Origin of the sequence: Nitrincola iocasae, from assembly GCF_008727795.1 — a bacterium.
In the GTDB taxonomy this organism is placed as follows: domain Bacteria; phylum Pseudomonadota; class Gammaproteobacteria; order Pseudomonadales; family Balneatricaceae; genus Nitrincola; species Nitrincola iocasae.
Map to the genome: position 1 here is coordinate 2,274,328 of NZ_CP044222.1, position 22,885 is coordinate 2,297,212.

The 22,885-nt window shown below is 49.9% G+C and carries 25 protein-coding genes; 6 read left to right on the forward strand and 19 right to left on the reverse strand.

The window, feature by feature from the left end; genetic code table 11:
- Nucleotides 1-250 precede the first annotated feature (250 nt).
- A complete protein-coding gene (locus F5I99_RS19450; RefSeq protein WP_191905834.1) occupies nt 251-787 on the reverse strand; it encodes a hypothetical protein in 537 nt (178 codons plus the stop codon).
- Nucleotides 788-1,044: 257 nt separating this feature from the next.
- Here F5I99_RS19450 and F5I99_RS10495 point away from each other — a divergent pair, with 257 nt between their 5' ends.
- Nucleotides 1,045-2,010 carry a D-2-hydroxyacid dehydrogenase family protein gene (locus F5I99_RS10495; protein WP_151055789.1) on the forward strand — a complete coding sequence of 322 codons (966 nt, stop codon included), beginning with the start codon at nt 1,045-1,047 and terminating at the stop codon, nt 2,008-2,010.
- 109 nt (nt 2,011-2,119) lie between these two features.
- Here F5I99_RS10495 and F5I99_RS10500 read toward each other — a convergent pair whose 3' ends face one another.
- The 7 genes from F5I99_RS10500 to F5I99_RS10530 all read right to left on the reverse strand — a co-directional run bounded on the left by F5I99_RS10500 (nt 2,120) and on the right by F5I99_RS10530 (nt 8,450).
- Nucleotides 2,120-2,311, reverse strand: coding sequence for a 2-hydroxymuconate tautomerase (locus F5I99_RS10500; RefSeq protein WP_151055791.1), 192 nt, complete (start codon nt 2,309-2,311; stop codon nt 2,120-2,122).
- Nucleotides 2,312-2,331: 20 nt separating this feature from the next.
- Nucleotides 2,332-3,138, reverse strand: a complete 807-nt coding sequence (gene dmpH / locus F5I99_RS10505; protein ID WP_151055793.1) for a 2-oxo-3-hexenedioate decarboxylase — start codon at nt 3,136-3,138, stop codon at nt 2,332-2,334.
- On the reverse strand, nt 3,138-4,166 hold the full coding sequence (gene dmpG / locus F5I99_RS10510) for a 4-hydroxy-2-oxovalerate aldolase (protein WP_151055795.1): 1,029 nt from the start codon (nt 4,164-4,166) through the stop codon (nt 3,138-3,140). Before dmpG ends, dmpH begins: the two co-directional genes overlap by 1 nt.
- A gap of 13 nt (nt 4,167-4,179) precedes the next feature.
- Nucleotides 4,180-5,091, reverse strand: a complete 912-nt coding sequence (locus F5I99_RS10515; RefSeq protein WP_151055797.1) for an acetaldehyde dehydrogenase (acetylating) — start codon at nt 5,089-5,091, stop codon at nt 4,180-4,182.
- A 44-nt stretch (nt 5,092-5,135) separates the two neighbouring features.
- Nucleotides 5,136-5,921, reverse strand: a complete 786-nt coding sequence (gene dmpE / locus F5I99_RS10520; RefSeq protein WP_151055799.1) for a 2-oxopent-4-enoate hydratase — start codon at nt 5,919-5,921, stop codon at nt 5,136-5,138.
- A gap of 10 nt (nt 5,922-5,931) precedes the next feature.
- Complete coding sequence (locus F5I99_RS10525; RefSeq protein ID WP_151055801.1) at nt 5,932-7,392, reverse strand: 2-hydroxymuconic semialdehyde dehydrogenase; 1,461 nt, start codon at nt 7,390-7,392, stop codon at nt 5,932-5,934.
- A gap of 173 nt (nt 7,393-7,565) precedes the next feature.
- Nucleotides 7,566-8,450, reverse strand: a complete 885-nt coding sequence (locus F5I99_RS10530; RefSeq protein WP_151055803.1) for a LysR family transcriptional regulator — start codon at nt 8,448-8,450, stop codon at nt 7,566-7,568.
- 96 nt (nt 8,451-8,546) lie between these two features.
- On the opposite strand from F5I99_RS10530, the gene F5I99_RS10535 reads away from it, so the two are divergent.
- Complete coding sequence (locus F5I99_RS10535) at nt 8,547-9,233, forward strand: antibiotic biosynthesis monooxygenase (RefSeq protein WP_225307372.1); 687 nt, start codon at nt 8,547-8,549, stop codon at nt 9,231-9,233.
- 50 nt (nt 9,234-9,283) lie between these two features.
- On the opposite strand, the gene F5I99_RS10540 is transcribed toward F5I99_RS10535, so the two are convergent.
- From F5I99_RS10540 to F5I99_RS10550, 3 genes are all read right to left on the reverse strand, one after another.
- The gene (locus F5I99_RS10540) at nt 9,284-10,207 is read right to left on the reverse strand and encodes a catechol 2,3-dioxygenase (RefSeq protein ID WP_151055805.1); all 924 of its coding nucleotides are present in this window, start codon (nt 10,205-10,207) and stop codon (nt 9,284-9,286) included.
- A 41-nt stretch (nt 10,208-10,248) separates the two neighbouring features.
- Complete coding sequence (locus F5I99_RS10545) at nt 10,249-10,605, reverse strand: 2Fe-2S iron-sulfur cluster-binding protein (protein ID WP_151055807.1); 357 nt, start codon at nt 10,603-10,605, stop codon at nt 10,249-10,251.
- Nucleotides 10,606-10,953: 348 nt separating this feature from the next.
- Nucleotides 10,954-11,493 (reverse strand): DUF4124 domain-containing protein, encoded by a 540-nt coding sequence (locus F5I99_RS10550; RefSeq protein ID WP_151055809.1) that lies wholly within the window; start codon nt 11,491-11,493, stop codon nt 10,954-10,956.
- A gap of 98 nt (nt 11,494-11,591) precedes the next feature.
- On the opposite strand from F5I99_RS10550, the gene F5I99_RS10555 reads away from it, so the two are divergent.
- The 3 genes from F5I99_RS10555 to tal all read left to right on the forward strand — a co-directional run bounded on the left by F5I99_RS10555 (nt 11,592) and on the right by tal (nt 14,372).
- Nucleotides 11,592-12,200, forward strand: a complete 609-nt coding sequence (locus F5I99_RS10555; RefSeq protein WP_151055811.1) for a class I SAM-dependent methyltransferase — start codon at nt 11,592-11,594, stop codon at nt 12,198-12,200.
- Nucleotides 12,201-12,376: 176 nt separating this feature from the next.
- Nucleotides 12,377-13,411, forward strand: a complete 1,035-nt coding sequence (gene dusA, locus F5I99_RS10560) for a tRNA dihydrouridine(20/20a) synthase DusA (protein WP_151055813.1) — start codon at nt 12,377-12,379, stop codon at nt 13,409-13,411.
- 10 nt (nt 13,412-13,421) lie between these two features.
- Nucleotides 13,422-14,372 carry a transaldolase gene (gene tal / locus F5I99_RS10565; protein WP_325062989.1) on the forward strand — a complete coding sequence of 317 codons (951 nt, stop codon included), beginning with the start codon at nt 13,422-13,424 and terminating at the stop codon, nt 14,370-14,372.
- A gap of 19 nt (nt 14,373-14,391) precedes the next feature.
- Here tal and F5I99_RS10570 read toward each other — a convergent pair whose 3' ends face one another.
- From F5I99_RS10570 to F5I99_RS10580, 3 genes are all read right to left on the reverse strand, one after another.
- Nucleotides 14,392-14,877, reverse strand: a complete 486-nt coding sequence (locus F5I99_RS10570; RefSeq protein ID WP_151055815.1) for an STAS domain-containing protein — start codon at nt 14,875-14,877, stop codon at nt 14,392-14,394.
- A gap of 7 nt (nt 14,878-14,884) precedes the next feature.
- Nucleotides 14,885-16,045 carry a PP2C family protein-serine/threonine phosphatase gene (locus F5I99_RS10575; protein ID WP_151055817.1) on the reverse strand — a complete coding sequence of 387 codons (1,161 nt, stop codon included), beginning with the start codon at nt 16,043-16,045 and terminating at the stop codon, nt 14,885-14,887.
- A 69-nt stretch (nt 16,046-16,114) separates the two neighbouring features.
- Nucleotides 16,115-16,822: an MlaA family lipoprotein gene (locus F5I99_RS10580; RefSeq protein ID WP_151055819.1), complete on the reverse strand. Its 708-nt coding sequence runs from the start codon at nt 16,820-16,822 to the stop codon at nt 16,115-16,117.
- A 122-nt stretch (nt 16,823-16,944) separates the two neighbouring features.
- Here F5I99_RS10580 and F5I99_RS10585 point away from each other — a divergent pair, with 122 nt between their 5' ends.
- Nucleotides 16,945-18,285 carry a dihydroorotase gene (locus F5I99_RS10585; protein WP_151055821.1) on the forward strand — a complete coding sequence of 447 codons (1,341 nt, stop codon included), beginning with the start codon at nt 16,945-16,947 and terminating at the stop codon, nt 18,283-18,285.
- Here F5I99_RS10585 and F5I99_RS10590 read toward each other — a convergent pair.
- From F5I99_RS10590 to F5I99_RS10610, 5 genes are read right to left on the reverse strand one after another with little or no spacing between them, the layout of a single operon-like run.
- Nucleotides 18,275-18,547: a GIY-YIG nuclease family protein gene (locus tag F5I99_RS10590; RefSeq protein WP_151055823.1), complete on the reverse strand. Its 273-nt coding sequence runs from the start codon at nt 18,545-18,547 to the stop codon at nt 18,275-18,277. The two genes, F5I99_RS10585 and F5I99_RS10590, sit on opposite strands and share 11 nt — an antisense overlap.
- A 37-nt stretch (nt 18,548-18,584) precedes the next feature.
- A complete protein-coding gene (gene cysG / locus F5I99_RS10595) occupies nt 18,585-19,982 on the reverse strand; it encodes a siroheme synthase CysG (RefSeq protein ID WP_151055825.1) in 1,398 nt (465 codons plus the stop codon).
- A gap of 5 nt (nt 19,983-19,987) precedes the next feature.
- On the reverse strand, nt 19,988-20,722 hold the full coding sequence (locus tag F5I99_RS10600; RefSeq protein ID WP_151055827.1) for a phosphoadenylyl-sulfate reductase: 735 nt from the start codon (nt 20,720-20,722) through the stop codon (nt 19,988-19,990).
- A 24-nt stretch (nt 20,723-20,746) separates the two neighbouring features.
- Entirely contained in the window at nt 20,747-21,229 is a 483-nt protein-coding gene (locus tag F5I99_RS10605) for a DUF934 domain-containing protein (protein ID WP_151055829.1), read from the reverse strand.
- Nucleotides 21,213-22,871, reverse strand: coding sequence for a nitrite/sulfite reductase (locus F5I99_RS10610; protein ID WP_151055831.1), 1,659 nt, complete (start codon nt 22,869-22,871; stop codon nt 21,213-21,215). The genes F5I99_RS10605 and F5I99_RS10610 overlap by 17 nt, the downstream gene beginning before the upstream one ends.
- Nucleotides 22,872-22,885 lie beyond the last annotated feature (14 nt).

Consider the following 22,885-nt stretch of genomic DNA (forward strand, 5'->3'; position numbering starts at 1 on the left):
GACGCAGCCATGAACTAGGTACGGTGGTCAGTGTGCACTCATTAAAGATCGGGCCAGATTAAGTTTCGGGGGCTCTGGCTGGCTATATGATAAACGCCAACACACTAGAATTGGTTTCAATTGAGTCTTTATACCAGAGGGATTAACGTCATAAAAAATAACCGCGAGTATTATATCGCGGTTATTTTGCTAGGCTCTCAGGCTGTTTTCACACAGCCTCCAACAAAGCCCTTTTCGATCAATAACCTGCTTAGGCTGCTACAGCCTGCATGTTTGCTTTTCTTGTGCGACGACGCAATGCAAGCCCACCGAACAGCACGGAACCAAACAGCCATACAGCCGCAGGCAGGGGTACTTCAGAAACATCGGGTGGATAGGAGAAACCAACAGCGAAGCTGGTGATAGCTGAAGTACCGGTCATGAGAAGGTTATACACAGTATCACCTGTCATGCTAAACAGCGAAGAAACCCGTACATTAGCTGGATTACCACTAGTCAGCACAGTTTCATTCAAACCATCAAAGATAGACAGAGACCAATTAACCAGTGTGCTAGCCACACTGAAATCAACCAAACCCAAAGAGGCGCCTGTTAATTGAGTATCCCAGGACAGTGCAACTGATTCACCAGCGGCAAACTCACTGCCAAAGGTGTATTGAACGGAAGGGACAGTGACCAGTGAGAGGACTCCGCTTCCCGCCGAAGTTGGATTTGTGATGGACACACTTCCTGCCGAAGCAGTAAATGATACCAGCATCAGCATAGCGCCCAGTAAAAATTTTTTCATAGTTGAATCCTCAACTTTTGCATTTAAATACACTCATGAAATCTAAAGGCTTGTGGGCTAGCCGTTAGTTCTCATGTATACCTTTGATGGTGATACTGTTCTGGAGAAGTGCCAATTTGTATAACCAACAAGGTGCTATAAGATAGAATTCTGCTGTGATCTAAACAGTGTGCCAACACACTTACACTCAAGAGAATTACTAGACAGGTGCTGAAGCGCTAACAGAAGCCTAGCGCTATAACCCCAAGGAGCGTTTTGTGAAAGTTGCAGTTTTAGATGATTATCAAGATGTTGTGAAGACACTGGACTGTTTCAGTATTCTTAGTGACCATGATGTACATGTTTTTAATGAAACCTACATAGATACCAATGAGTTAGCGCTTAAGCTTGCAGATTTTGATGCAGTGGTGTTAATTCGTGAACGTACCCAGATCACAGAAGAGCTGCTTTCTAAGCTCCCCAATCTCAAACTCATCAGTCAGACTGGAAAAATCAGCAATCACTTAAACCTGGAGGTATGCCATCAGTACGGAGTTTCTGTCGTGGAGGGTATTGGCTCTGCCATTGCCCCAGCAGAACTTTGCTGGGCTTTAATCATGGCCGCTTCACGACATATTCCTGAGTACGTATCAAATCTTTCGCTTTCCCAGTGGCAACAATCGGGTGGGCTTGGATTAGGTCGAACATTAAACGGATTAACTCTAGGTATCTGGGGTTACGGAAAGATTGGCCAACGCATCGCCCAGTATGCCAAAGCTTTTGGTATGTCGATTCTTGTTTGGGGAAGTGACTCATCAAGAAAGCTGGCTGAAGCGCATGGATTTATGGCGGCTGGCTCGAAGCGCGAGTTTTTTGCTGATTCTGACATAGTGTCACTTCATCTGAGATTAAATGAAGTGACTAAAGGTTGTGTAACTCAAGCGGATTTATCGTTGATGAAGCCAGACTCATTATTTGTGAATACCAGTCGGGCTGAGCTGGTTGAAGCCAATGCTTTGTACATCGAGATGCAAGCCAATCCAACCAAACGCGCGGCCTTGGATGTATTCTCGATTGAACCGGCCACCACCGCAAATGAGCCCTTACTATCCTTAACCAATGTGCTTTGTAGCCCTCATCTGGGCTATGTTGAAAAAGGCAGTTATGAGCTTTATTTCAAAATTGCTTTTGAAAACGTCGTGGCATTTGCGCAAGGAAAACCACAGAATCTGGCTAAGGCCTGATCGAATCAGGCCTTAGGCGAACGGAAAGCTCAAAGGGCTAACAAAAACAATGCAGCATCTCACTCAGCTTCATATAGCCTTTTGAAATTCCATTAATGAGACGTGAGAATCAACGTCCTAATTTTTTAGCTGATACGCCACCAATGCCAAAATGTTGTTTGGGCATCTCGGTGATCAGTACCCGAACACTCTCCTTGGGGGCATCAAGTGAGCGTGCAATTGCATCGCTTACCTCATTGATCAACCGCTCTTTCTGTTCGTCTGAACGCCCTTCTATAATGTGCAACATGGCAATCGGCATAACTAATACTCCTTCCCTATTTATACGAACTTACCACTGATGCTACCCAGGTCCTGGTAACGTACGGTAAAAGCATCACCCTTATTCACCTGGATTGCTGCCGTGATGGCACCGATCATGATGAAGCTACCTGCTGGAAGACTTTCGCCACGGTCCGCCATCATGTTAGCCAGCATGGCAACTGAGGCGGCTGGATGACCCAGTACCGCCGCACCGGCACCGGTCTGAACCACTTCACCGTTGATTTCCATCACCACACCGATGTTTTTCAGGTCCACATCAGCGATATTAGCCATGCGACCCCCAGTGACGAAACGACTGGAGGAGGAGTTGTCCGCGATAACACTCTTGAGATCGAATTTGAAATCCTTGTAACGCGAGTCAATCACTTCCACAGCAGGTATCACGAAATCTGTGGCGCGCAACACATCGCCGATATGTACGCCCGGCCCTTTCAGCTCGTCCTTCAGTACGAACGCCAGTTCAGCCTCAATTTTTGGGTGAATCAGCTCATCATGCTTGATCTCTCCCCCTTCAGGTACACTAAAGTAGTCGGCCAGGAACCCATAGCAGGGTTGTTCAACACCCATCTGCGCCATTTTGGTCCAGGATGTCAGCCCCATTTTCATACCGACAATCTTGTGGCCACGCGCTTCTTTACGACGACGAATTTCCCACTGGATATCGAAGGCATCCTTGTAGGTCATATCGGGGTAGTCGTCGGTGATCTTGGTGATCTCGTAGGCTTGCAGTTCGGCATTTTCGCAGTGAACTGCCAACGCTTCAATCTGTGCCGCTGTTAGCTTGTTTTCGTATACTTCAGCCATTAGATCAACCCTTTGTCTTTTGCCATGGTCAGTGCCAGGTCTTCAATCATATCTTCTTGTCCACCGACAGTACCGCGGCGGCCCAGTTCTACCAGAATGTCACGCGCGGAGATGCCGTACTTGTCTTCTGCACGCTTGGCAAACAGTAAGAACGACGAATACACACCGGCATAGCCGAGTGTCAGGGCGTTGCGGTCCACACGGATTGGCTGATCCATGATCGGCACGATCAGGTCTTCGGCCACGTCCATGATCTTGAACAGATCGACACCGGTTTCGACACCCATACGATCCAGTACGGCACAGAAGACTTCCAGCGGAGTGTTACCAGCACCGGCACCGAGACCCGCAACTGAGCCATCGATACGGGATGCTCCAGCTTCAATCGCCGCCAGTGAATTGGCGATCGCCATGCCCAGGTTGTGATGGCCGTGAAACCCTATCTCGATCTCTTTTGGCAACTCGGCACGCAGCAGGCCAATACGGGCGGTCACATCATCCGGCAGCATGTAGCCTGCCGAGTCGGTGGCATAAATGCAGTTGGCCCCGTAGCTGACCATCAGGCGTGCTTGCTCCAGAATTTTCTCTGGGCCGACCCTGTGTGCCATCATCAGGAAACCAACGGTGTCCATGTTCATCTTGGCAGCCATGCCAATATGTTGCTCCGACACATCGGCTTCGGTACAGTGAGTTGCCACACGGATGGTGTTTACACCACAGTCTTTGGCCATTTTCAGATGATCAACGGTCCCGATCCCCGGCAGCAGCAGCGCGGAGATTTTGGCATTTTTCATTTTCGGAACCACAGCGTTGAGGTATTCCTCATCGCTGTGAGCCGGGAAACCGTAGTTCACGGACGCCCCACCGAGGCCATCGCCGTGAGTCACTTCAATCAGCGGCATACCCGCCTGATCCATGCCGGTGGCGATGCGGATCATGTCATCCAGACTGATCTGGTGACGCTTGGCATGCATACCATCACGCAGACTCATATCGTGAAGAGTAATTTTTTTGCCGTTCAGATTCATGTGTATTCTCTCCTTAGCCGCGTGCAGGCAGTGTAATGACACTATTGGCCGCTTCTTCAGCAAACATTTCAGCTGTGCGCAGAGCCGCCGCCGTCATGATGTCCAGGTTGCCAGCAAACTTGGGCAAAAAGTCACCCAGACCTTCCACTTCCATAAAGCAGGAGACACGCTTGCCATCGAAAATCGGACCGTTCACCAGACGGTAACCAGGCACGTATTTCTGTACTTCCTTCACCATCGCATACACTGATTCGGTGATAGCGGCCTGATCCGGTTCACCTTCTGTCAGGCAGTGAATAGTGTCACGCATGATCAATGGCGGCTCGGCCGGGTTGATGATGATGATCGCCTTACCCTGCTTGGCTCCTCCGACTTTCTCCACAGCCGCCGCGGTGGTACGGGTGAACTCATCGATGTTCTGGCGAGTTCCCGGTCCAACGGAACGAGAGGACACCGTTGCGATAATCTCGCCATAGGCCACTGGTTGTACACGGGATACCGCGGCAACCATCGGTATAGTTGCCTGGCCACCACAGGTGACCATATTGACGTTCATCTCCAGATTTTTGGCATGGGCTTCAAGATTCACCGGCGGCACACAATAAGGGCCGATTGCTGCCGGAGTCAGGTCGATCATGATCACGCCCAACTCATTCAGCTTGCGGCTGTTCTCGGCATGCACATAGGCTGAGGTGGCATCAAAGGCGACACGAATATCGTCTTCAAGCACATGCGGCAGAATGCCGTCCACACCGGTGGCGCAGGTTTTGATCCCCATTTCGGCGGCGCGCTTGAGGCCTTCGGATTCGGGGTCGATGCCAACCATCCACACTGGCTCGATCCATTCGGAGCGCTGCATTTTCATCAGCAGATCGGTACCAATGTTACCTGGACCAATAATGGCCGCTTTGAGTTTTTTGCTCATATTTTGTATTCCTGTAATCAACGGGGCCAATTCAGATAAATCGGTCAGATGAAACGAACATATGCACTGCCGATACCACCGATACTGACACTCATGAAATCACCGGCTTTGACCGGCTCCAGCGGCACCAGAGAACCGGACAGAATCACTTCACCCGCCTTTAGCGGGATACCGAATTGACCCAGGGTGTTGGCCAGCCAGGTGACACAGTTGACTGGGCTACCCAGCGCCGCCGCACCGGCACCGGTGCTGATAATCGAACCGTTCTTCTCAACCACCATGCCACAGGTTGCCAGATCGACCTTGCGTGGATCGACAGCACGGTCACCCAACAGGAACAGACCGCAGGAAGCATTGTCTGCCACGGTATCCTGAATCTTGATTTCCCAGTTTTCGATACGGGAATCCACTACTTCAAAGCAGGGAATCACGCAATCGGTGGCGGCCAGTACATCAGCATTAGTGACGCCCGGCCCCATCAAATCCTTTTTCAAGATAAAGGCGATTTCACCCTCGGCCTTAGGCTGCATCAGACGCTCGGAGATCGGCATCTCCTCGCCCTGGCTGAACGCCATAACATGGGTCAGGTAACCAAAGTCAGGCTGCCCTACCTTGAGCATGTTTTGCACGGCTTTGGAGGTCAGACCGATTTTTTTACCGATGACACGCTCGCCAGCTTCAATGCGGCACTCCAGCATACGCAGGGAAATATGGTAAGCATCATCAATGCTGATATCGCTGAAACGTTCGGTCAGCGGGCGCACCGGCTTGCGCTCAAGCATGGCCTGGTAGAGTTCGTCACCGCAGGTTTGAATCTGTTGCTTATCCATTGTGTATTCCTTAAAGCTTGATGCAGATATTCTTGGTTTCGGTGTAGAACTCCAGTCCGTGTACGCCGCCTTCACGGCCGATACCGGATTGCTTGGCACCACCGAAGGCGGTACGCAGATCACGCAGGAACCAGGAATTAACCCAGGCCAGACCCACTTCCATCTGTTCCGCTACACGCACGGCACGGGCCGAGTTTTCGGTCCAGATGGCGCATGCCAGCCCGTATTCTGTGTCATTGGCCAGTTCGATTGCTTCTTCTTCGGTGTCAAACGGACGGATATGGCAGCAAGGGCCAAAGATCTCTTCGCGAATCACACGGGCATCATCCGACAGTCCGGTCCAGATGGTCGGCTCTATCCAGGCACCTGAGTTGAGTGCTTCGCCCATGTCAGGAATACCGCCACCAATCTCAACGGTTGCACCCTCTTCACGCGCCAGATCGTAGTAATATTTGACCTTGTCACGGTGTTCCAGACTGACCAGCGGGCCAAAGTTGGCCGTCGGGTCTTCCGGACGGCCCAGTTTTAGCTTGGCCACTTCTGCTTTCATCCGCGCCAGAAACTTGTCGTAGATCGGGCGTTCCACGTACACCCGTTCGGTGCCCAGACAGACCTGACCGCAGTTGACGAACGCTGAACGCATGGTGCCTTCAACAGCTTTTTCGATATCGCAGTCAGCAAATACCAGCCCTGCATTTTTGCCACCACACTCCATGGAGATGTTGCGCAGTCCAACTGCAGCGGCTTTCATAATCGCTTCACCGGTACGGGTTTCACCAGTAAAGGTGATGGCGTTTACCAGCGGATGCGTGGTGAGAAACTCACCCGCCGAGTTGGGTCCAAAGCCATGCACTACGTTAAACACACCCGGCGGCACACCGCACTCGTTCATCACTTCACCCAGCAAGGTTGCTGTTGCCGGGGTTTCTTCAGAGGGCTTGACTACCACGGTGTTACCACATGCCAGCGCCGGACCCACCTTGAATGTCATCAGCAGCAGTGGCAGATTCCAGGGAGAGATAACGGCAATCACGCCTTTGGGGGTTCGATGGCCAACATTGAGTGCGCCTTTGCCATCCGGGGTATCCATACGGAAAGCTTCGGTAGGATGATTGGCGAGGGTTTCCGAGAAGGCCTTGAAGTTAGCCGCACCCCGGGGAATATCGATATGGCAGGCGATGGAGCGCGGTTTGCCCGTATCCAGGCACTCGGCTTGTAGAAACTCTTCAAAACGTTCATTGATACGATCGGCTACCTTGTTCAGCAACTCGGTACGCTGAGTCTGAGTCAACTGACCCCAGGGCCCTTTCAGAGCGGCCTTGGCGGCACGTACCGCCGCATCGACCTCGGTTTTTCCGGCTTCATGAACTCTGCCGATCAGGCTATTATCTACCGGACAACGGTTCTCAAAGGTTTTACCATCGATAGAAGCAGAATATTGACCATTGATAAAATGTTTAAATTCTTTCATTCCTCACCTATCTGTTTACCTAAACAATGTTTTCAGGCATTTGTTCAAGTATAACGAGGCAACCAAGTGATGAAAGGGTCAAAAACGAGATATGAAGTTCCCATCAATGGGAGCATAGTAAAGGGCATATCGGGGTTATAAAACCTGTATGGTTTTAGTCATTTAACAGGTATTTACAAATTGGCGGTACGCACCTTATTTATAACAAAATCAATAAAAGTACGTATTTTCAAAGGCACACTCTCACGGTGCGGATACATAATATGCACAGTTTTTCCTTTTATTTTCCAATGATCAAGGAGGATCTGGATATCACCCGCATCGACTGCATTCTGCACCACATAGCGTGGCAGGCAAGCCGCACCAATACCTCTCTTCACGGCTTCCTTGGCAAACATTATTTCATCGGTGCGTAGGTGGGCTTTGGGCGTAAAGGTGATAGCTTGATCATCCTGGTCATAGAATCGCCAGAAGGCTGAACGTTTCATTACTACCAGTGGCAAGTGTGCCAGATCTTCAGGTTCCTTGGGTGTGCCTTTATTCTGAATCAGAGTCGGGCTGGCACAAATAACCAGATCATTATCAAATAAGGGACGTGCAACCCAATCGTTTAAGGTCATTTCACCTATGCGAAAGGCGATATCAATACTGTTTTTTACCAGATCAACATTGTCATTACTTAGAAACATTTCCACAGAAATTTTTGGATTCTGTTCCATAAATTCGAACACCCACTCCTTGACATAATGGTGACCAAAACTAACCGGCGCTGTTATCTTAATATCACCGGATAGCGAGGAAAGCTCACTATTCACATCTTCAAGCAAGGTTTCCAACTCACTGACTACGCCAGACAGGGTGCTATAAAAACGTTGTCCTGATTCAGTCAGGCCAAATTTCTTTGCGCTACGATGAATCAGTTTATAGCCCAGCTCTTGTTCAAAGGATTGCAAACGTCGGCTTAATGTGGATGTGGGTATATCCAGGTATTTAGAAGCAGAGATAAGGCTCCCCTTCTGAACCACTTTAATGAAGTAATAAAGATCCTGATAATTCATAAGCCCCTCAAATATGGAATCATCACATCCCGCTGATGCAGTGGACAAACCGGGTACAAATTTTACTATGGTTATAGGGTGTCGCAAGTGTTGAGCATGTCGGCAGAGCTCTGGCAGTTCCGTTATAACATAAAAATCTTGCGTAAGCTTCGTGGCGCAACAACCCTTCTCTCAAATACTGACAGTGAGTACACCATGAACAATGAGTCAAAACAGGCCATCAACCATGACCCTATTACCGTGGTTATTTCACGGCGAGTCATCAAAGGAAAAGAGAGTGAGTTCGAACAATTGAGCACACAAATGACAGAGCGAGCCTCTAAATACCCGGGTTATTTAGGCGCTAACCTGTTTCGCCCGGCGAATGCCGAGGATCCGGAATACCGAATCATATTCAAATTTGCATCTCACACAGATTTACAGCAGTGGGAACATTCATCGGAACGCTCTGAATTACTGGAGAAAATCGAGTCTTTGTTAGTCTCACCGAGTGAAAAGGAGTTATTATCGGGTATCGTGAACTGGTTTACACTTCCCGGCCAAAACCCGGTAAAACCGCCTGCCAAATACAAAATGACCTTTATTAGCTGGCTGGCTCTCTATCCAACAGTAACGTTAGTTTTCTTTGTGTTCGGAGATTGGTTGCAACAGCTTCCACTGCTTCTGCGCACATGCATAGTTACGGCTATAGTAATGCTGGTAATGTCCTATGTTCTGATGCCACGTTTCACACGCTGGTTTGCTTTTTGGCTGTTTCCTAAACATGAACGGAATCTACGCTAATAACTGAATAAAAGCGCGCCTCTTGCATGTGCCAGAGGCGCGCTTGCCGATCAGGTCAATACCGTGAGGAAGCGATCATTCAAAACACGATCATGGTAGAAAATTGCTTTACCTAACTGGTCGGCCAACCAGGTAACAGGTTCATGGTCCGGATAGTGATAATCACCACCGGCAAAAACCTCTGAGCGGTTACCTGAAGGATCGAAGAAGTAGATAGTTTTACCATGTGTTAAACCATGGCGTGTCGGCCCGATATCAAGTGACGTATCAGTCATAGAAATCAGGTCAGCGGCACGCAGAACATCTTCCCAGGTATCCAGATAAAAAGACACATGGTGCAACTTGCCTGGTTCAGGATGCTCAATGAACGCCACATCATGCGCTTTCATACCCACTGTAAGGAAACCGGCCAGGCGGGTACCTTTATCATCGACTACCTGTTCAGCCAGATCGAAACCCAGCAGACTTCGTAGCAGGTCAATTGTGTCATTGATGTTGGGACCATAAAGTAAACAGTGATCAAAACGGGTGGCTTTCATTCCAGTTAGATTTCGTGGCCAGGCTTCCGGATTGACGTTATTCAGACCCCATTTGCCAGTCTGTTTTTTGGTGGCAAAGATCTCAAACTGATGCCCACTCGGTGAATCGAAGCGGACACGACGACCACAGTCTTTCAACTCACCGGCTGGAATATCCTGAATTTGGCAACCGTATGCAATTAACTCTTCACGCAATTTATCCACTGTTGCCTCATCAACGCATTTATAGGCAACGAAATCCATTCCTGCAGAGTCGGCTTCACGGAGCACAACAGAGAATTTATCAACCTCGGTCCAACCTTTCAAATAGACACGACCTTGTTCATCACGGTCCATTTCCAACAAACCAAGCAAGTCGCGGTAATGTTTTAAAGCTTCATCAATATCCAGAACACGTATCTGAATATGTCCAGGGCGCATTACACCTTTTTTCATCGTTGTACTCCTAACGTTATTTTAATACATCAGCACACCTATCAGTCGTGCGAAAGCATCTGATAACCTGGCGTCAGTTTAGGGGGGTAAGGGACTATCAGCATGTCACTGCGGGCAAAGATGCGGCAAGCCAACACCATGCCCTGGGCCTCTTCCTCCTCGGATATCCATGCACGGCTCATGCGCTTGCTGTTATAACCACCCTTAAGCACACGAATACGACACTTTCCACAGCCACCACCACGGCAACCAACACCAATCATAGCCAGCCGTGTCTGTTCCATACTGACCAGCAGATTTCGGTTTTCTGGTGCTTGAAAAGTTTCTGTTCGATCATATATTCGAATCAGATACCGTACGTCGGATTTAGAAGCATTTGATGTTTTATTTTTATTCATTATTTCTGTCTGAAAATTTCACAAGATTATTGGAAAGAATCGAAACAAAACATACCCCTTAAGCACTTGTCTGTCTAATCGAATAATTGACAGAGAATCTCAGGAAACAGCGCTTAAAAACTTTTTTCTGCAATCAACAATATATTGATTTATATAAGATATTTATAATTTATAGCATTTTCAAGAGTTGCTGATCTTATTACTTAAATAAGTTTGGAATCATCTAATCCCGTTTATGGTATCGTGCAAAGTCTATGTACCGTTTAATAGATACACGGCCAGTGCACTCGCAACATTTCCATAGACTTCAGTTTGATGTGACTACGCCAGAAGGATACCGGTTCGGCTTTAACTGCCGGGGGCTAACAAAAATAATGCGGCATCTCGCTCAGCTTCCAGTCGGATCCACGCTCGCGCCAAGTTTACGTTATCACCCAAATGTTGGCGCTGTATCTGCTCTAACCTCTCATCATAGCGACCGTTAATCACATTCCAATCCGGATGCAGCAGGTTAGCACGCAAGGCTCGTGATTCATTTCGTTGTATCTCACTTCTAAGACGATCACGAAGTGCCGGTTGATCGCTACCCACTAACCGGTTAACAATACTTCTGAGATCCTGATAGCGGGTTGTTATCAGCTGTTTATCCAGTGGCCGACCTGCATTTCCACCCGCGCTATGACCTAACGATCTTTGACCTGGTTGAACACCAAGCGTGCCGCCACTGGTAGGCGTGAGATCCAGCGCAGGTATTTGATGAGCATCCGGACCACAGGGCAAGTTTGAAAATACTTTTTGGCCGTTATCGCCGGTACACCGATAGACTTGTGATAGCGCTTCAGAAGACAGCAGTAGCGCAGTCAGAAATACAATTTTATTCAATAACATGTTTTAATCTTCCCTGACATGAATGTAGTAGTTGATAGTAGATTCCATCTCTATTTTAATATTAGCCGATTGGCTTGCCATTTTCACAGTCTGAATTTATGAAACCAACCGATATTGGACAGGCTTACAATCAAATCACCCACCTCTGGGAAAGCGAAGGCTTTAACCGGAACAATGGGATCAAGCCGCATGAGAAAGCCATAGCTTTCACTAAAAACGCAGGTAAGGCACTGGATATCGGCTGTGGTTGCACGGGCCGCTTTATTGACCTATTGCAGGAGCATGGCTTCCAACCGTCGGGTATCGATGTATCGACCGAAATGATTCGCCTGGCAAAACAGCGCCATCCAGACATTCAGTTTTATCATGCCGATATCTGCGTATTCGAACTGCCTGAAACTTACGATTTCATCACCGCCTGGGACAGCATTTGGCATATTCCACTGGCACAGCAGCAACAGGTTATCAGCAAAATCATCAATAGCTTGAATGCAGGCGGGGTGTTCATATTTTCGTTTGGCGGTACGACTGATGCCGGTGACCAAACAGATGACTTTATGGGCCCTGAAGTCTACTACTCATCGTTAGGTGTTAATGGATTCCTGAAGTTATTCATGGAATCAGGTTGTATCATCAGACACTTAGAATTTGATCAACACCCAGAATTACACACTTATATGATTGTGGAGCGGTTAGACGCAGATTGAAATCAGCCGGGTTAATCTTCAAGGTACCTGACCCCTTGAACTTCGCCGGGTGAATCTTCAAGGTACCTGACCCCTTGAACTTCGAAATCCGATTTTCGTAAACACCGGCTGCCACTGTATACTATGTCCCCCAGCAGGCTAGGCTGCTTTTAAAAAAGACACAGACTCCCGTAGACATGAACAAAAACCAGACACCGGAAAACACAGTAAAATCAAGCAACACACCGGACAACACAAGGGTTACAAGGGCTCGGCGCTTTTCTGTAGCACCTATGATGGATTGGACTGATTCTCATTGTCGTTCTTTCCACCGCTTGCTGACACACAATGCCCTGCTCTATACCGAGATGGTAACCACTGGCGCGTTGATTCATGGGCATCGGGAGCGTTTTTTGCATTATACCGCCGATGAGCACCCTGTTGCCCTGCAACTGGGTGGCAGCAATCCGGAGGAGTTGGCGCTCTGTGCACGTATGGCAGAAGATCATGGCTATGATGAGGTCAATCTGAATGTCGGCTGCCCCAGTGACCGGGTGCAGAATAATATGATTGGTGCCTGCCTGATGGAGCACCCTCAGCGGGTGGCGGACTGTCTGGCGAAGATGCAGGATGCAGTGAACATTCCGGTAACCATCAAGCATCGCCTGGGGATTGATGAACTGGACAGCCAGGAATACTTGCTGGGCTTTATCGACCAGGTGCGCCAGAGTGGCTGCAGCACTTTTATCGTTCATGCTCGCAAGGCCATTCTGCAAGGGTTGAACCCTAAACAGAACCGCGAAATACCGCCGCTGTGCTACGATCGGGTTTATGAAGTTAAACAAGTGTTTCCGGACTTGGAAATTATCATCAATGGCGGTATAACATCTATGGATGCCTGCATTACGCACTTGCAGCATGTGGATGGTGTTATGATCGGTCGGGAGGCCTACCAGAACCCCTACCCGCTTCTGAGCCAGGTGGATGCCCTGTTATTTAATGATCACCACCCGGTAGCATCCCGGCAGGCCATAGCGGAAGCCTTTATTCCCTATATTGAAGCACAGGTAGCGCTGGGTGCCCCGCTCTATGCCATTACCAAGCACCTGCTGGGTTTGTTCCATGGTCAGCGCGGCGGGAAACAATTTCGCCGCCATATCAGCGAAAATGGCCACAAGCAAGCGGCAGGACCCGAAGTTTTTATACAAGCACTTGAATTTGTAACAGGATAAGGAATTGATAATGGACCAGCTCGAACAACTGAAACAGATGACTAGTGTGGTAGCCGATACCGGTGATATCGATGCCATTGCACGCTTTAAGCCGGTAGATGCCACCACCAATCCATCTTTGATGCTGAAAGCCGCGCAGGACACCAAGTATGCGCACCTGTTGCAAACAGCCAAACAGCAAGCCGAAGCGCTGGGTGGCAGCAATGCTGACATATTGCAAAATATGACTGATCAACTGGCGGTGTTGCTGGGTAGCGAGATCAGTCAGATGATCCCGGGGCGTATTTCAACTGAAGTGGATGCACGCCTTTCTTTTGATACCCAGGCAACCCTGGCCAAAGCCCGTCAATTGATTGAAATGTATGCCAAGCTCGGCGTGGGCCGTGAACGCGTGCTGATCAAAATTGCCTCGACCTGGGAAGGTATTCAAGCGGCCAAAATACTGGAAAACGAAGGTATTCAGTGCAACCTGACGCTTTTGTTCGGTTTTAGTCAGGCTAAGGCTTGTGCTGAGGCGGGTGTGTTTCTGATTTCACCCTTTGTCGGACGTATTCTTGACTGGCACAAGGCGCGTTATCCCGATCAGGATTTCAGTGGTGAACTGGACCCAGGCGTAGCCTCGGTAAGTCGCATCTACCGCTACTACAAGGCGCATGGCTATGACACCGTGGTGATGGGTGCCAGTTTCCGTAACATTGGTGAGATACGCTCGCTGGCCGGTTGTGACCGTCTTACCATCAGCCCTGCGTTGATGCAGGAACTGTCTGACTCTGAGGAGACGCTGGAACGTCGGCTCAGTGCCGAAAACCCACAGTCAGATGATCAGAAAGCCGCGATCGATGAAACCGCTTTCCGCTGGCAGATGAATGAAGATGCCATGGCTACTGAAAAGCTGGCTGAAGGCATACGTAATTTCGCAGCAGATCAGGTCAAGCTGGAAACTCTGCTCAGCAAGCTTTAAGTCGCGCTAATCTAGCACATCAAGAACAGCTTTCAAGGGTCTCAACCAGATCCTTGAAAGCACTGCGGTTGCCTTCATTCAAGTCGATTAATACCCTGTGGGCGTGGATAATGCGCATACGCACATCATCTTCCGACTCCAGCACAAACGGAACCTGCTTCAGATCTTTTACGCTGGTAGGCAGAAAATCAAGCAGCAAAAAAACCTGATCAAAACCCATCGCCAGTAGTATCTGGGTGATATCCGGGTTGGTTGAAACCAGCGTTGGTTTGGGCATGCCCCGTTCACTGCACTTCACCGCAAGCTTGGCCACCAGGCCTAGCGAGGTACTGTCGATATTGGTTGTCTCTGTCAGATCGATCAAGGTGTCTTTGATCGTGATATTGGACAGGCACTGCTCTAAGTGTTTATCAATGGTAGAGCAAAGTGTTAACCGTACCTCTCCAACAAACTTAAGCACATAATGCCCATCCTGACAGGCATAAAAAATTTCACCGTCACTCATAATATGGTCAGGCTCTGGATACCGTCATAATGGCTACGTCATCAGGGTGTGTTTCGGCGCCAAACTCAAATTCTGTAGTGAGTTGTGCTGACGAAACATAGCCATTTTGTAATTTTCTCAGCAGCAAGGCTTCCTTGTCCGCCAGAGAAGGTTCAGCGATTGTTTCCAGGATTCCATCTGAAAATAACGTTAGGGTGAAATGTGCTGGCAGCTCAATTTCACGCTCTTCAAAAACAGGCTTCTCAAATAATCCCACCGGCATACCACGCCCTTCCAGGAACGTTGCCGTTCCGTTGGCACTTAACACGGGCATAGGATGGTGACCACCCACGGCATAGGTCAATACGAGAGTACGCGTATCGACCAGCCCGATGAACATCGTCATGTGCTTACCCATACGCGTCAGAAGAATTTCCTGATTAATGCGGCTAAGCGTAGCTGATGGTGAGAGAATGTCAAAGCTGGAGTTACGATGATAGTTACGCGCCAAACGGCTGGTTAGATTCTTTAGCAGCACAGTAACCAGTGCTGATGATGCGCCATGGCCTGAAACATCAGCCAGATAGAACATCACCTGATGGTCATTTATTTTAATCGCATCGACAAAATCACCACTGAGCAACAGCGATGGTGTCAGGGTGTATTCAAAACGTAGATTGTTGATCACCTGCTCATTCGGAGGTAACAGATTTTGCTGTACATGCTGAGCGGCATGGTGATCGGCACGCAACTCGTCCAGACTTCGTTCCAGTGATTCTCTAAGGCGCGAAGTGTCTTCAATAAAAGCAGCCCGACGAATGTGGCGCTGCATGGATGCCACGAAAGCTTCTGGCTGCTCATCAAGTTCCGAGCGCAAAAACACATCATCAGCACCAGCACGCAGCGATTGACGCAGAATTTCCGAGCTATCTGTCGGTGTGATCGCCACTACAGGCTTCGGGTTCAAACGAGCCGCGATACGTCGTAACGTATCGAGATCAACAATGGAAAGATCCACAATAGTGAGAGAGAACTCAACATGTTCTAATGATTCAAACGCCACATCGAGATCACGCGCCAGCGAAATTTTAATGTTGGGCTGATCGCAAAGTTCGCAGAGTTCAAACAGCTGATCTACCGTTTCTGTGGATGCAGAAACCAGTAGTACATGCTGAAAAATTCGGCTCATAAATCACTAAACCTGTTGTTGATTTGATTCATGAGCCGACCTGTTTAACAACACTGGGGGCAAGAGGTTTTAAAAATCCGATTCATCGTAGCGAACATCCATCACACCGTCATTAATCAGGTATTCGCGGCGCTGCAGGTAGGCATCCCGAATGAATATATAACGGTCGCCACTGATAATGCGTTCAGCATCAAGTAGTTGCGAGCGCGTATCCAGCAGACGCAATACCCTTAATGAGTTACGTGCTCCACCATCATCAACGTAGTTGACCGGGTCAAGATGCCAATCAGGTACCATCCCGGCCGTGTCACGAATTGTGCTGGGTCCAAATAAAGGCAGTACCACGTATGGGCCTGATGACATTCCCCAGTGACCAAGGGTCTGACCGAAGTCTTCATCATTCTTGGGAATTCCCATCGGGGTAGCTACGTCGATCAAACCTGCCAGACCAAAAGTGCTGTTAAACGTAATACGGGAGAAATCCTCCAGCGCATTATGTACCTTGCCTTGCAGCAAGTTGTTTAGCATGGTCCTGAAATCTCTAAGATTTTCAAAGAAATTGTTTACGCCGGTTTGTGCGATTTCAGGCGTTACGTAACGGTAACCCTTGGTTACCGGTTTAATGATTGCTCTATCCAGACCGTCGTTGAATGAAAACATGGAGCGGTTAAACCCTTCCCATGGATCATTTTCCTGTTGTGCCTGTACAGCGCTCGCTGAGAGCGCTAATGCGATGCCGGTGGTAATTGCCAGTTTTCTCAAGGATAGAGACAGCATTTCGGTTCCTTTATTCTGCCAGAGATGCGAAGCTATTGTTCACTATTGTAGTCATTGATGCGCTGCGAATAAAGCGCATTCGGTTTATAATTTAAACAAAACCAGCTAACTGAGACACCAGCATGACCCATCTATTGATTAAAAACGCCAAAATCGTCAACGAAGGTCGAATCAGTGATGCCGACATTCTGATTTCCGGCGAACGAATCGAGAAAATTGCCGATTTCATTCCGCCACCGGAGCGGTGTGAAATTCTGGATGCCAGTGGTAAGTATGTGCTGCCAGGTATGATTGATGATCAGGTGCATTTCAGAGAGCCAGGCGTAACTTATAAGGGTGATATTTTCACCGAATCACGTGCTGCGGTTGCCGGCGGCATCACCAGCTACATGGAAATGCCAAACGTCAAACCACCCACACTGACGCTGGATGCACTGGAAGCTAAGTTTGCTATTGCAGGTGAGAAGTCGATCGCAAACTATTCTTTTTACATGGGTGCATCCAACGATAATCTTGAAGAGATCAAGCGCCTGGACAAAAATCAGGCTTGTGGAGTAAAGGTATTCATGGGTGCATCAACCGGCAATATGCTGGTCGATGATATCCACGCACTGGAGGGTATTTTCCGCGAAGCCCCTGCTATTGTCGTTACTCATTGTGAAGACTCGCCAACCATTCTGGCGAATGAAGCCCGTTACCGCGCTGAATACGGCGATAATATCCCGGTCATCCATCATCCGGAAATACGTTCACGTGAAGCCTGCCTGAAGTCTTCCACCCTGGCTGTGGAATTGGCAAAACAGTTCGGCACACAACTGCATGTACTGCATCTGACCACCGCCGATGAGCTGCAGCTGTTTACAGCAGGACCAATTACCGGCAAGCAGATTACCCTGGAAGCCTGTGTTCATCACCTGTTTTTCAGCAGTGATGACTACCTGACACTGGGCAACCAGATCAAATGCAATCCGGCAATCAAGTCTCTGGCGGATCGCGAGGCGCTACTGCGTGCCGTGAATGAAGATGTGATAGATATCATCGCTACCGACCATGCTCCACACACTTGGGAAGAAAAACAGGCCGATAGCTACTTTACCGCTCCGGCGGGCCTGCCTTTGGTACAACATGCGCTACCCAGCCTGCTGGAGCATTACCATAACGGCATTATTACTCTAGAACGCATTGTGCAGAAAACCAGTCACAATGTTGCTGAGCGTTACAAAATCGCTGATCGTGGTTACCTGCGTGAAGGCTACTTTGCCGATTTGGTTCTGATCGATCTGCATAAACCCTTCACAGTCACGCGTAACAATATTCTGTACAAGTGCGGCTGGTCACCGTTTGAGCATTATCAATTCAGAAGCAGTATAGATACGACGCTAGTGAATGGACGGGTGGTGTACCAGGACGGGCAGATTCAGGAGCCCGGTATCAGTGGTCAGCGGATGCTGTTCACTCGCTAAGGGCTTGTTCTTTAAGTTCCAGCAAGCGCTCTTTGGCCGGACGCGGCAGTTTTTTTACCGCCGCTTCGCGCTTTAGTGCGCTGCTACGATTCGGGTGAGACTCCTGCCAGACCAGCGCCACTGGACGGCGAGCGCGTGTATAGCGAGCCCCCAGTCGGTTGCACTGATTATGTTCCAGGACACGCCTGTTGGTATCGGTGGTGATACCTGTGTACAGGGAGTTATCCGCACAGCGGAGTATATAAACAAACCAAGGATTCATAACACTATGATGCCAGAATTTGGCGCTGACTCAAGCGTCATTCAGTTTCGGCTGATGCACCGAACCAACTGAGCTGAGACTGCAACGCCACTACCTCTCCCACAATAATGATCGCCGGCGCTTCCAGCTGCGCCTCTGCCTGCTGAGCAACGATAGTCTGCAACTGTCCGGTGAGCACCCGCTGTTGCGCTGATGTACCTTGCGACACGATTGCTATCAAGGTATCAGCTGGCTTCCCCTGCTCCATCAACCCCTGCACCAACAGCTCTAAGGTATGCAGCCCCATGTAAAACACTATGGTTTGATTGGGTTGGACTAACTCGGCAAAATTCAGATCGGAGGTACGGTTCTTTAGCTGCCCGGTAACAAACTTCACCGACTGCGCGTAGTTGCGATGGGTCAGCGGAATACCGCCATAGGTAGAACAAGCGCTGGCCGCGGTGATACCCGGTACCACCTGAAACGGAATGCCTGCGGCTTTTAACTGCTCCAGCTCTTCACCACCACGACCAAAAATAAACGGATCGCCGCCTTTCAGCCGCACCACACGCCGTCCGGCACGGGCATGGTCGATCAACAACTGGTTGATATCCTGCTGCGGCACCGCATGATTATCGCGTTTTTTACCCACGTAGATCAGATCCGCATCACGACGACACAGTTCCAACACCTCATCCGACACCAGACGGTCATACAGCACCACATCGGCCTGCTGCATCAGCCGCAAGGCTTTGAAGGTCAACAGCTCTGGATCGCCCGGCCCCGCTCCGACCAGATAGACTTCACCCGTGTGATTATCGGCATTACCGGCGGCTATCTGCTCCAGCAGCAGCGCCTCAGCCTCGGCATCCCGACCCGCAAACACCCGCTCGGCAACCTGACCATTCAGCACTTTCTCCCAGAACACTCGACGCTCATTGACCGAGCCAAAGCGTGCCTTGACCTGATCGCGCAACCGACCAACCAGCTGCCCCAGGCGACTGAAACTGACCGGAATCTGACTTTCCAGTTTGGAGCGCAGAATACGTGCCAACACCGGCGATTGACCACCGGAGCTGATACCGATAACGATAGGTGAACGATCGACAATGGCTGGAAAAATAAAGGTGCAGAGCGCCGGATTATCCACCACATTCACTGGCACATTGGCAGCGATGGCATCGTGATGCACACGCTCATTCAGCGCCTCATCATCGGTTGCGGCCAGCACCAGGGTTTTTCCTGCCAGCAAGGCCGCATGGTAAGGACCGGTAATGGCAAGACCCTGATGTTGATCCAGTAGCTCATGCAGTTCAGGTAGAATTTCCAGGGCTACAACACTGAGCTGCGCGCCAGCACGGCTCAGTAGCCTGGCTTTACGCAGGGCAATATCGCCGCCGCCCACGAGCAGCACATCCCGACCCTTGAGGTCAAAAAAAAGCGGCAGATATTGCATAGATTTTATCTCGAAGTGCGTAAAGGAATACTGGAGCTGGCGGCCGCATGCAGTCCACATTCACGGTTTTCAGGATTCTCCCACCACCAGCGTCCAGCGCGCACATCTTCACCCACCGTAATGGAGCGTGTACAGGGTGCACAGCCTATGCTGGGGTAGTGCTGATCATGCAGGGCATTATAGGGCACATCAAAGTGCTTGATATAGGCCCAGATCTCGGCCAGAGTCCAGTCAGCCAGCGGATTAAGCTTCTGCAAACCGTTAGCGGCATCCCACTCGGAGAGTTCGACGGCATCACGTGTGACTGACTGCTCCCGGCGCAACCCGGTAATCCAGGCCGCACGCCCAGCCAAAGCGCGCTTGAGTGGTTCCAGCTTACGTACGCCACAACAGGCTTTGCGTAACGCCTGGGATTCATAAAAGGCATTAATCCCATGATCACGCACAAAACCTTCTACAGCGGTAGCATCCGGGTAATAGACATCCACTTTCAGTTGCGGATAACGCTCAGAGAATTTTGCCAATAGCGTCAGAGTTTCTTCCGGCAGGCGTCCGGTATCCAGCACAAATTGGCCGATACCCGGCAGGTGCTGTGCCAGCAGGTCAGCCAGCACCATATCTTCAGCACCCAGGCTGTTCGCCAGCACCAGATTGCCCTGATATTGGCTTTCGGCTTGCTGCAACAGGCTCACCGCCTGGGCAATTTTCTCTTCTAGCTGGGGTGTTAATACATCTGACATGGTCTGTACCTTTTATTATACCCTTCAGGATTGACGGTAGATCGGACGCGGATCATCAGCCGCACCCTGATAGCGCACGGAGATTTCAGTAAAGGCACTGAGCATCTCCGGTTTATATTTTTCATCGGCCAGGGCAAAAGCATTAAAGCCACAACGTTCCAGATAGCCTAGCTGATCTCGGCCGATATCGCCGACAGCACGCAATTCACCGGTATAGCCGAGTCGACGTAACTGCCGAGCCAGACTATAGCCACGACCATCACGAAACATGGGGAACTCGATAGCGATCAGAGACAACTGCGCCAGCCAGGGCTGCAGATCAGCCGCCGCTTGCTCACCATTGATTTGCACACCCAGACGACCCGGTCTAGCATCAGCCGCCTGTTGCAGCAAGGCAAACGGCACCAGCAGGTCTTTAATAGATTCCGCCTGGAAGTCTTCCGGCTGCTCCGGGTTAACGAAGGTCCAGGTATTTTCAGCTGTCTGGCGATCAATGAGCAACGGCATAAACCTTCTCCTTAAACGGGGCGACGCCTACACGGCGCACGGTATCCAGAAAGCGCTCTTCATCGGTACGCTGTTCTACATAGGTTTCCAGAATTTTACGTAACACCGCGGGTACTTCATCGGCTGCGACAGCTTTACCCAGTACTTTACCGAGTGACGCATCTTCGCGGCCCGAACCACCTAAGGTGATCTGATACCAGTCTTCGCCCTTTTTATCCACACCCAGAATACCGATATGACCGACATGGTGATGACCACAGGCATTGATACAGCCGGACATATTCAACTGAATATCGCCCAGGTCGTAGAGGTAGTCCAGATCTTCAAATTCAGTATTGATCGCATCGGCAATATTCAGCGTTTTGGCATTGGCCAGCGCACAGAAATCAAACCCGGGGCAGACAATCATGTCAGTCAGCGTATTGATATTGGCACGCGCCAGGTTATGCTCAGCCAGCTTTTGCCACACAGCATAAAGATCAGCTTTACGCACTTCGGCCAGAACCAGGTTCTGATCATGGGTTGAGCGTATTTCGGCAAAGCTGTACTGCTCAGCCAGGTCGGCTACCACATCCATCTGCAGATCGGTAATATCACCGGGTGCACCCAGCAGGGGTTTTAACGACACCACAACACTGCGATAACCGGATACCTTGTGCGCACGGGTATTGCGCTCGTACCAGACACGGAAATCCGTATCGGCCGCCAGCTTGGCTTCCAGAACTTCACTGTGATCAGGCAGGGATTCATAAGGGTGTGGCACGAAGAACGACTTCACCCGGTCGATTTCCTGCTGGGTCAGCGTCAGTTCTGTATCGCGCGCCTCCTGCCATTCAGTTTCAACCAGCTCACGGAAGGCATCGATACCCAGAGACTCGACCAGAATTTTGATGCGGGCCTTGTACTTGTTGTCACGACGCCCTTTGAGGTTATACACCCGCAAAATCGCATCCAGATAGGACAGTAGATCCGCTTTAGGCAAAAACTCACGAATGACTTTACCGATCACCGGCGTACGGCCCAAACCGCCACCGACCAGCACTTCAAAGCCGACTTCACCCTCAGTGTTGCTGACCAGATGCAAGCCAATATCATGTACCTGACTGGCGGCACGGTCTTCTTTGCTGCCGGTAACAGCAATTTTGAACTTGCGCGGCAGGTAAGCAAATTCCGGGTGCAGTGTCGACCACTGACGAATAATTTCACACCAGGGACGTGGGTCTTCCAACTCATCGGCGTTGACACCGGCAAAGTGGTCCGTGGTGGTATTACGGATACAGTTGCCGGAGGTCTGAATGGCATGCATCTGCGCTTTCGCCAGCTCGGCGAGAATATCCGGCACCTCTTCCAGTTTGGGCCAGTTGAACTGAATATTAGTACGCGTAGTAAAGTGACCGTAGCCTCGATCATAGGTACGGGCAATATGCGCCAACTTGTGCAACTGATCCGAGGACATCAATCCATAAGGAATTGCCACCCGTAACATCGGCGCCTGACGCTGGATATACAATCCATTCATCAAGCGCAAGGCCAGAAACTCATCATCCGACAAGTCTCCGGCCAGATAGCGGCGGGTCTGATCTCGGAACTGCTCAACGCGTTCATCAACGATTTGCTGATCGACGTTATTATACTGATACATGACGACTCTTTTCC

Coding starts and splice junctions, on each gene's coding strand:
- F5I99_RS10605 (WP_151055829.1), bottom strand. CDS start 21,229: ATGCCGTTGCTCATTGATCGCCAGACAGCTGAAAATACCTGGACCTTC.
- F5I99_RS19450 (WP_191905834.1), bottom strand. CDS start 787: ATGAAAAAATTTTTACTGGGCGCTATGCTGATGCTGGTATCATTTACT.
- dmpE (WP_151055799.1), bottom strand. CDS start 5,921: ATGGATAAGCAACAGATTCAAACCTGCGGTGACGAACTCTACCAGGCC.
- tal (WP_325062989.1), top strand. CDS start 13,422: ATGGACCAGCTCGAACAACTGAAACAGATGACTAGTGTGGTAGCCGAT.
- F5I99_RS10515 (WP_151055797.1), bottom strand. CDS start 5,091: ATGAGCAAAAAACTCAAAGCGGCCATTATTGGTCCAGGTAACATTGGT.
- F5I99_RS10585 (WP_151055821.1), top strand. CDS start 16,945: ATGACCCATCTATTGATTAAAAACGCCAAAATCGTCAACGAAGGTCGA.
- F5I99_RS10570 (WP_151055815.1), bottom strand. CDS start 14,877: ATGAGTGACGGTGAAATTTTTTATGCCTGTCAGGATGGGCATTATGTG.
- F5I99_RS10525 (WP_151055801.1), bottom strand. CDS start 7,392: ATGAAAGAATTTAAACATTTTATCAATGGTCAATATTCTGCTTCTATC.
- F5I99_RS10590 (WP_151055823.1), bottom strand. CDS start 18,547: ATGAATCCTTGGTTTGTTTATATACTCCGCTGTGCGGATAACTCCCTG.
- F5I99_RS10540 (WP_151055805.1), bottom strand. CDS start 10,207: ATGAAAAAAGGTGTAATGCGCCCTGGACATATTCAGATACGTGTTCTG.
- dmpG (WP_151055795.1), bottom strand. CDS start 4,166: ATGAATCTGAACGGCAAAAAAATTACTCTTCACGATATGAGTCTGCGT.
- F5I99_RS10555 (WP_151055811.1), top strand. CDS start 11,592: ATGAAACCAACCGATATTGGACAGGCTTACAATCAAATCACCCACCTC.
- dmpH (WP_151055793.1), bottom strand. CDS start 3,138: ATGGCTGAAGTATACGAAAACAAGCTAACAGCGGCACAGATTGAAGCG.
- cysG (WP_151055825.1), bottom strand. CDS start 19,982: ATGCAATATCTGCCGCTTTTTTTTGACCTCAAGGGTCGGGATGTGCTG.
- F5I99_RS10530 (WP_151055803.1), bottom strand. CDS start 8,450: ATGAATTATCAGGATCTTTATTACTTCATTAAAGTGGTTCAGAAGGGG.
- F5I99_RS10545 (WP_151055807.1), bottom strand. CDS start 10,605: ATGAATAAAAATAAAACATCAAATGCTTCTAAATCCGACGTACGGTAT.
- F5I99_RS10580 (WP_151055819.1), bottom strand. CDS start 16,822: ATGCTGTCTCTATCCTTGAGAAAACTGGCAATTACCACCGGCATCGCA.
- dusA (WP_151055813.1), top strand. CDS start 12,377: ATGAACAAAAACCAGACACCGGAAAACACAGTAAAATCAAGCAACACA.
- F5I99_RS10535 (WP_225307372.1), top strand. CDS start 8,547: ATGTCGGCAGAGCTCTGGCAGTTCCGTTATAACATAAAAATCTTGCGT.
- F5I99_RS10575 (WP_151055817.1), bottom strand. CDS start 16,045: ATGAGCCGAATTTTTCAGCATGTACTACTGGTTTCTGCATCCACAGAA.
- F5I99_RS10500 (WP_151055791.1), bottom strand. CDS start 2,311: ATGCCGATTGCCATGTTGCACATTATAGAAGGGCGTTCAGACGAACAG.
- F5I99_RS10550 (WP_151055809.1), bottom strand. CDS start 11,493: ATGTTATTGAATAAAATTGTATTTCTGACTGCGCTACTGCTGTCTTCT.
- F5I99_RS10600 (WP_151055827.1), bottom strand. CDS start 20,722: ATGTCAGATGTATTAACACCCCAGCTAGAAGAGAAAATTGCCCAGGCG.
- F5I99_RS10610 (WP_151055831.1), bottom strand. CDS start 22,871: ATGTATCAGTATAATAACGTCGATCAGCAAATCGTTGATGAACGCGTT.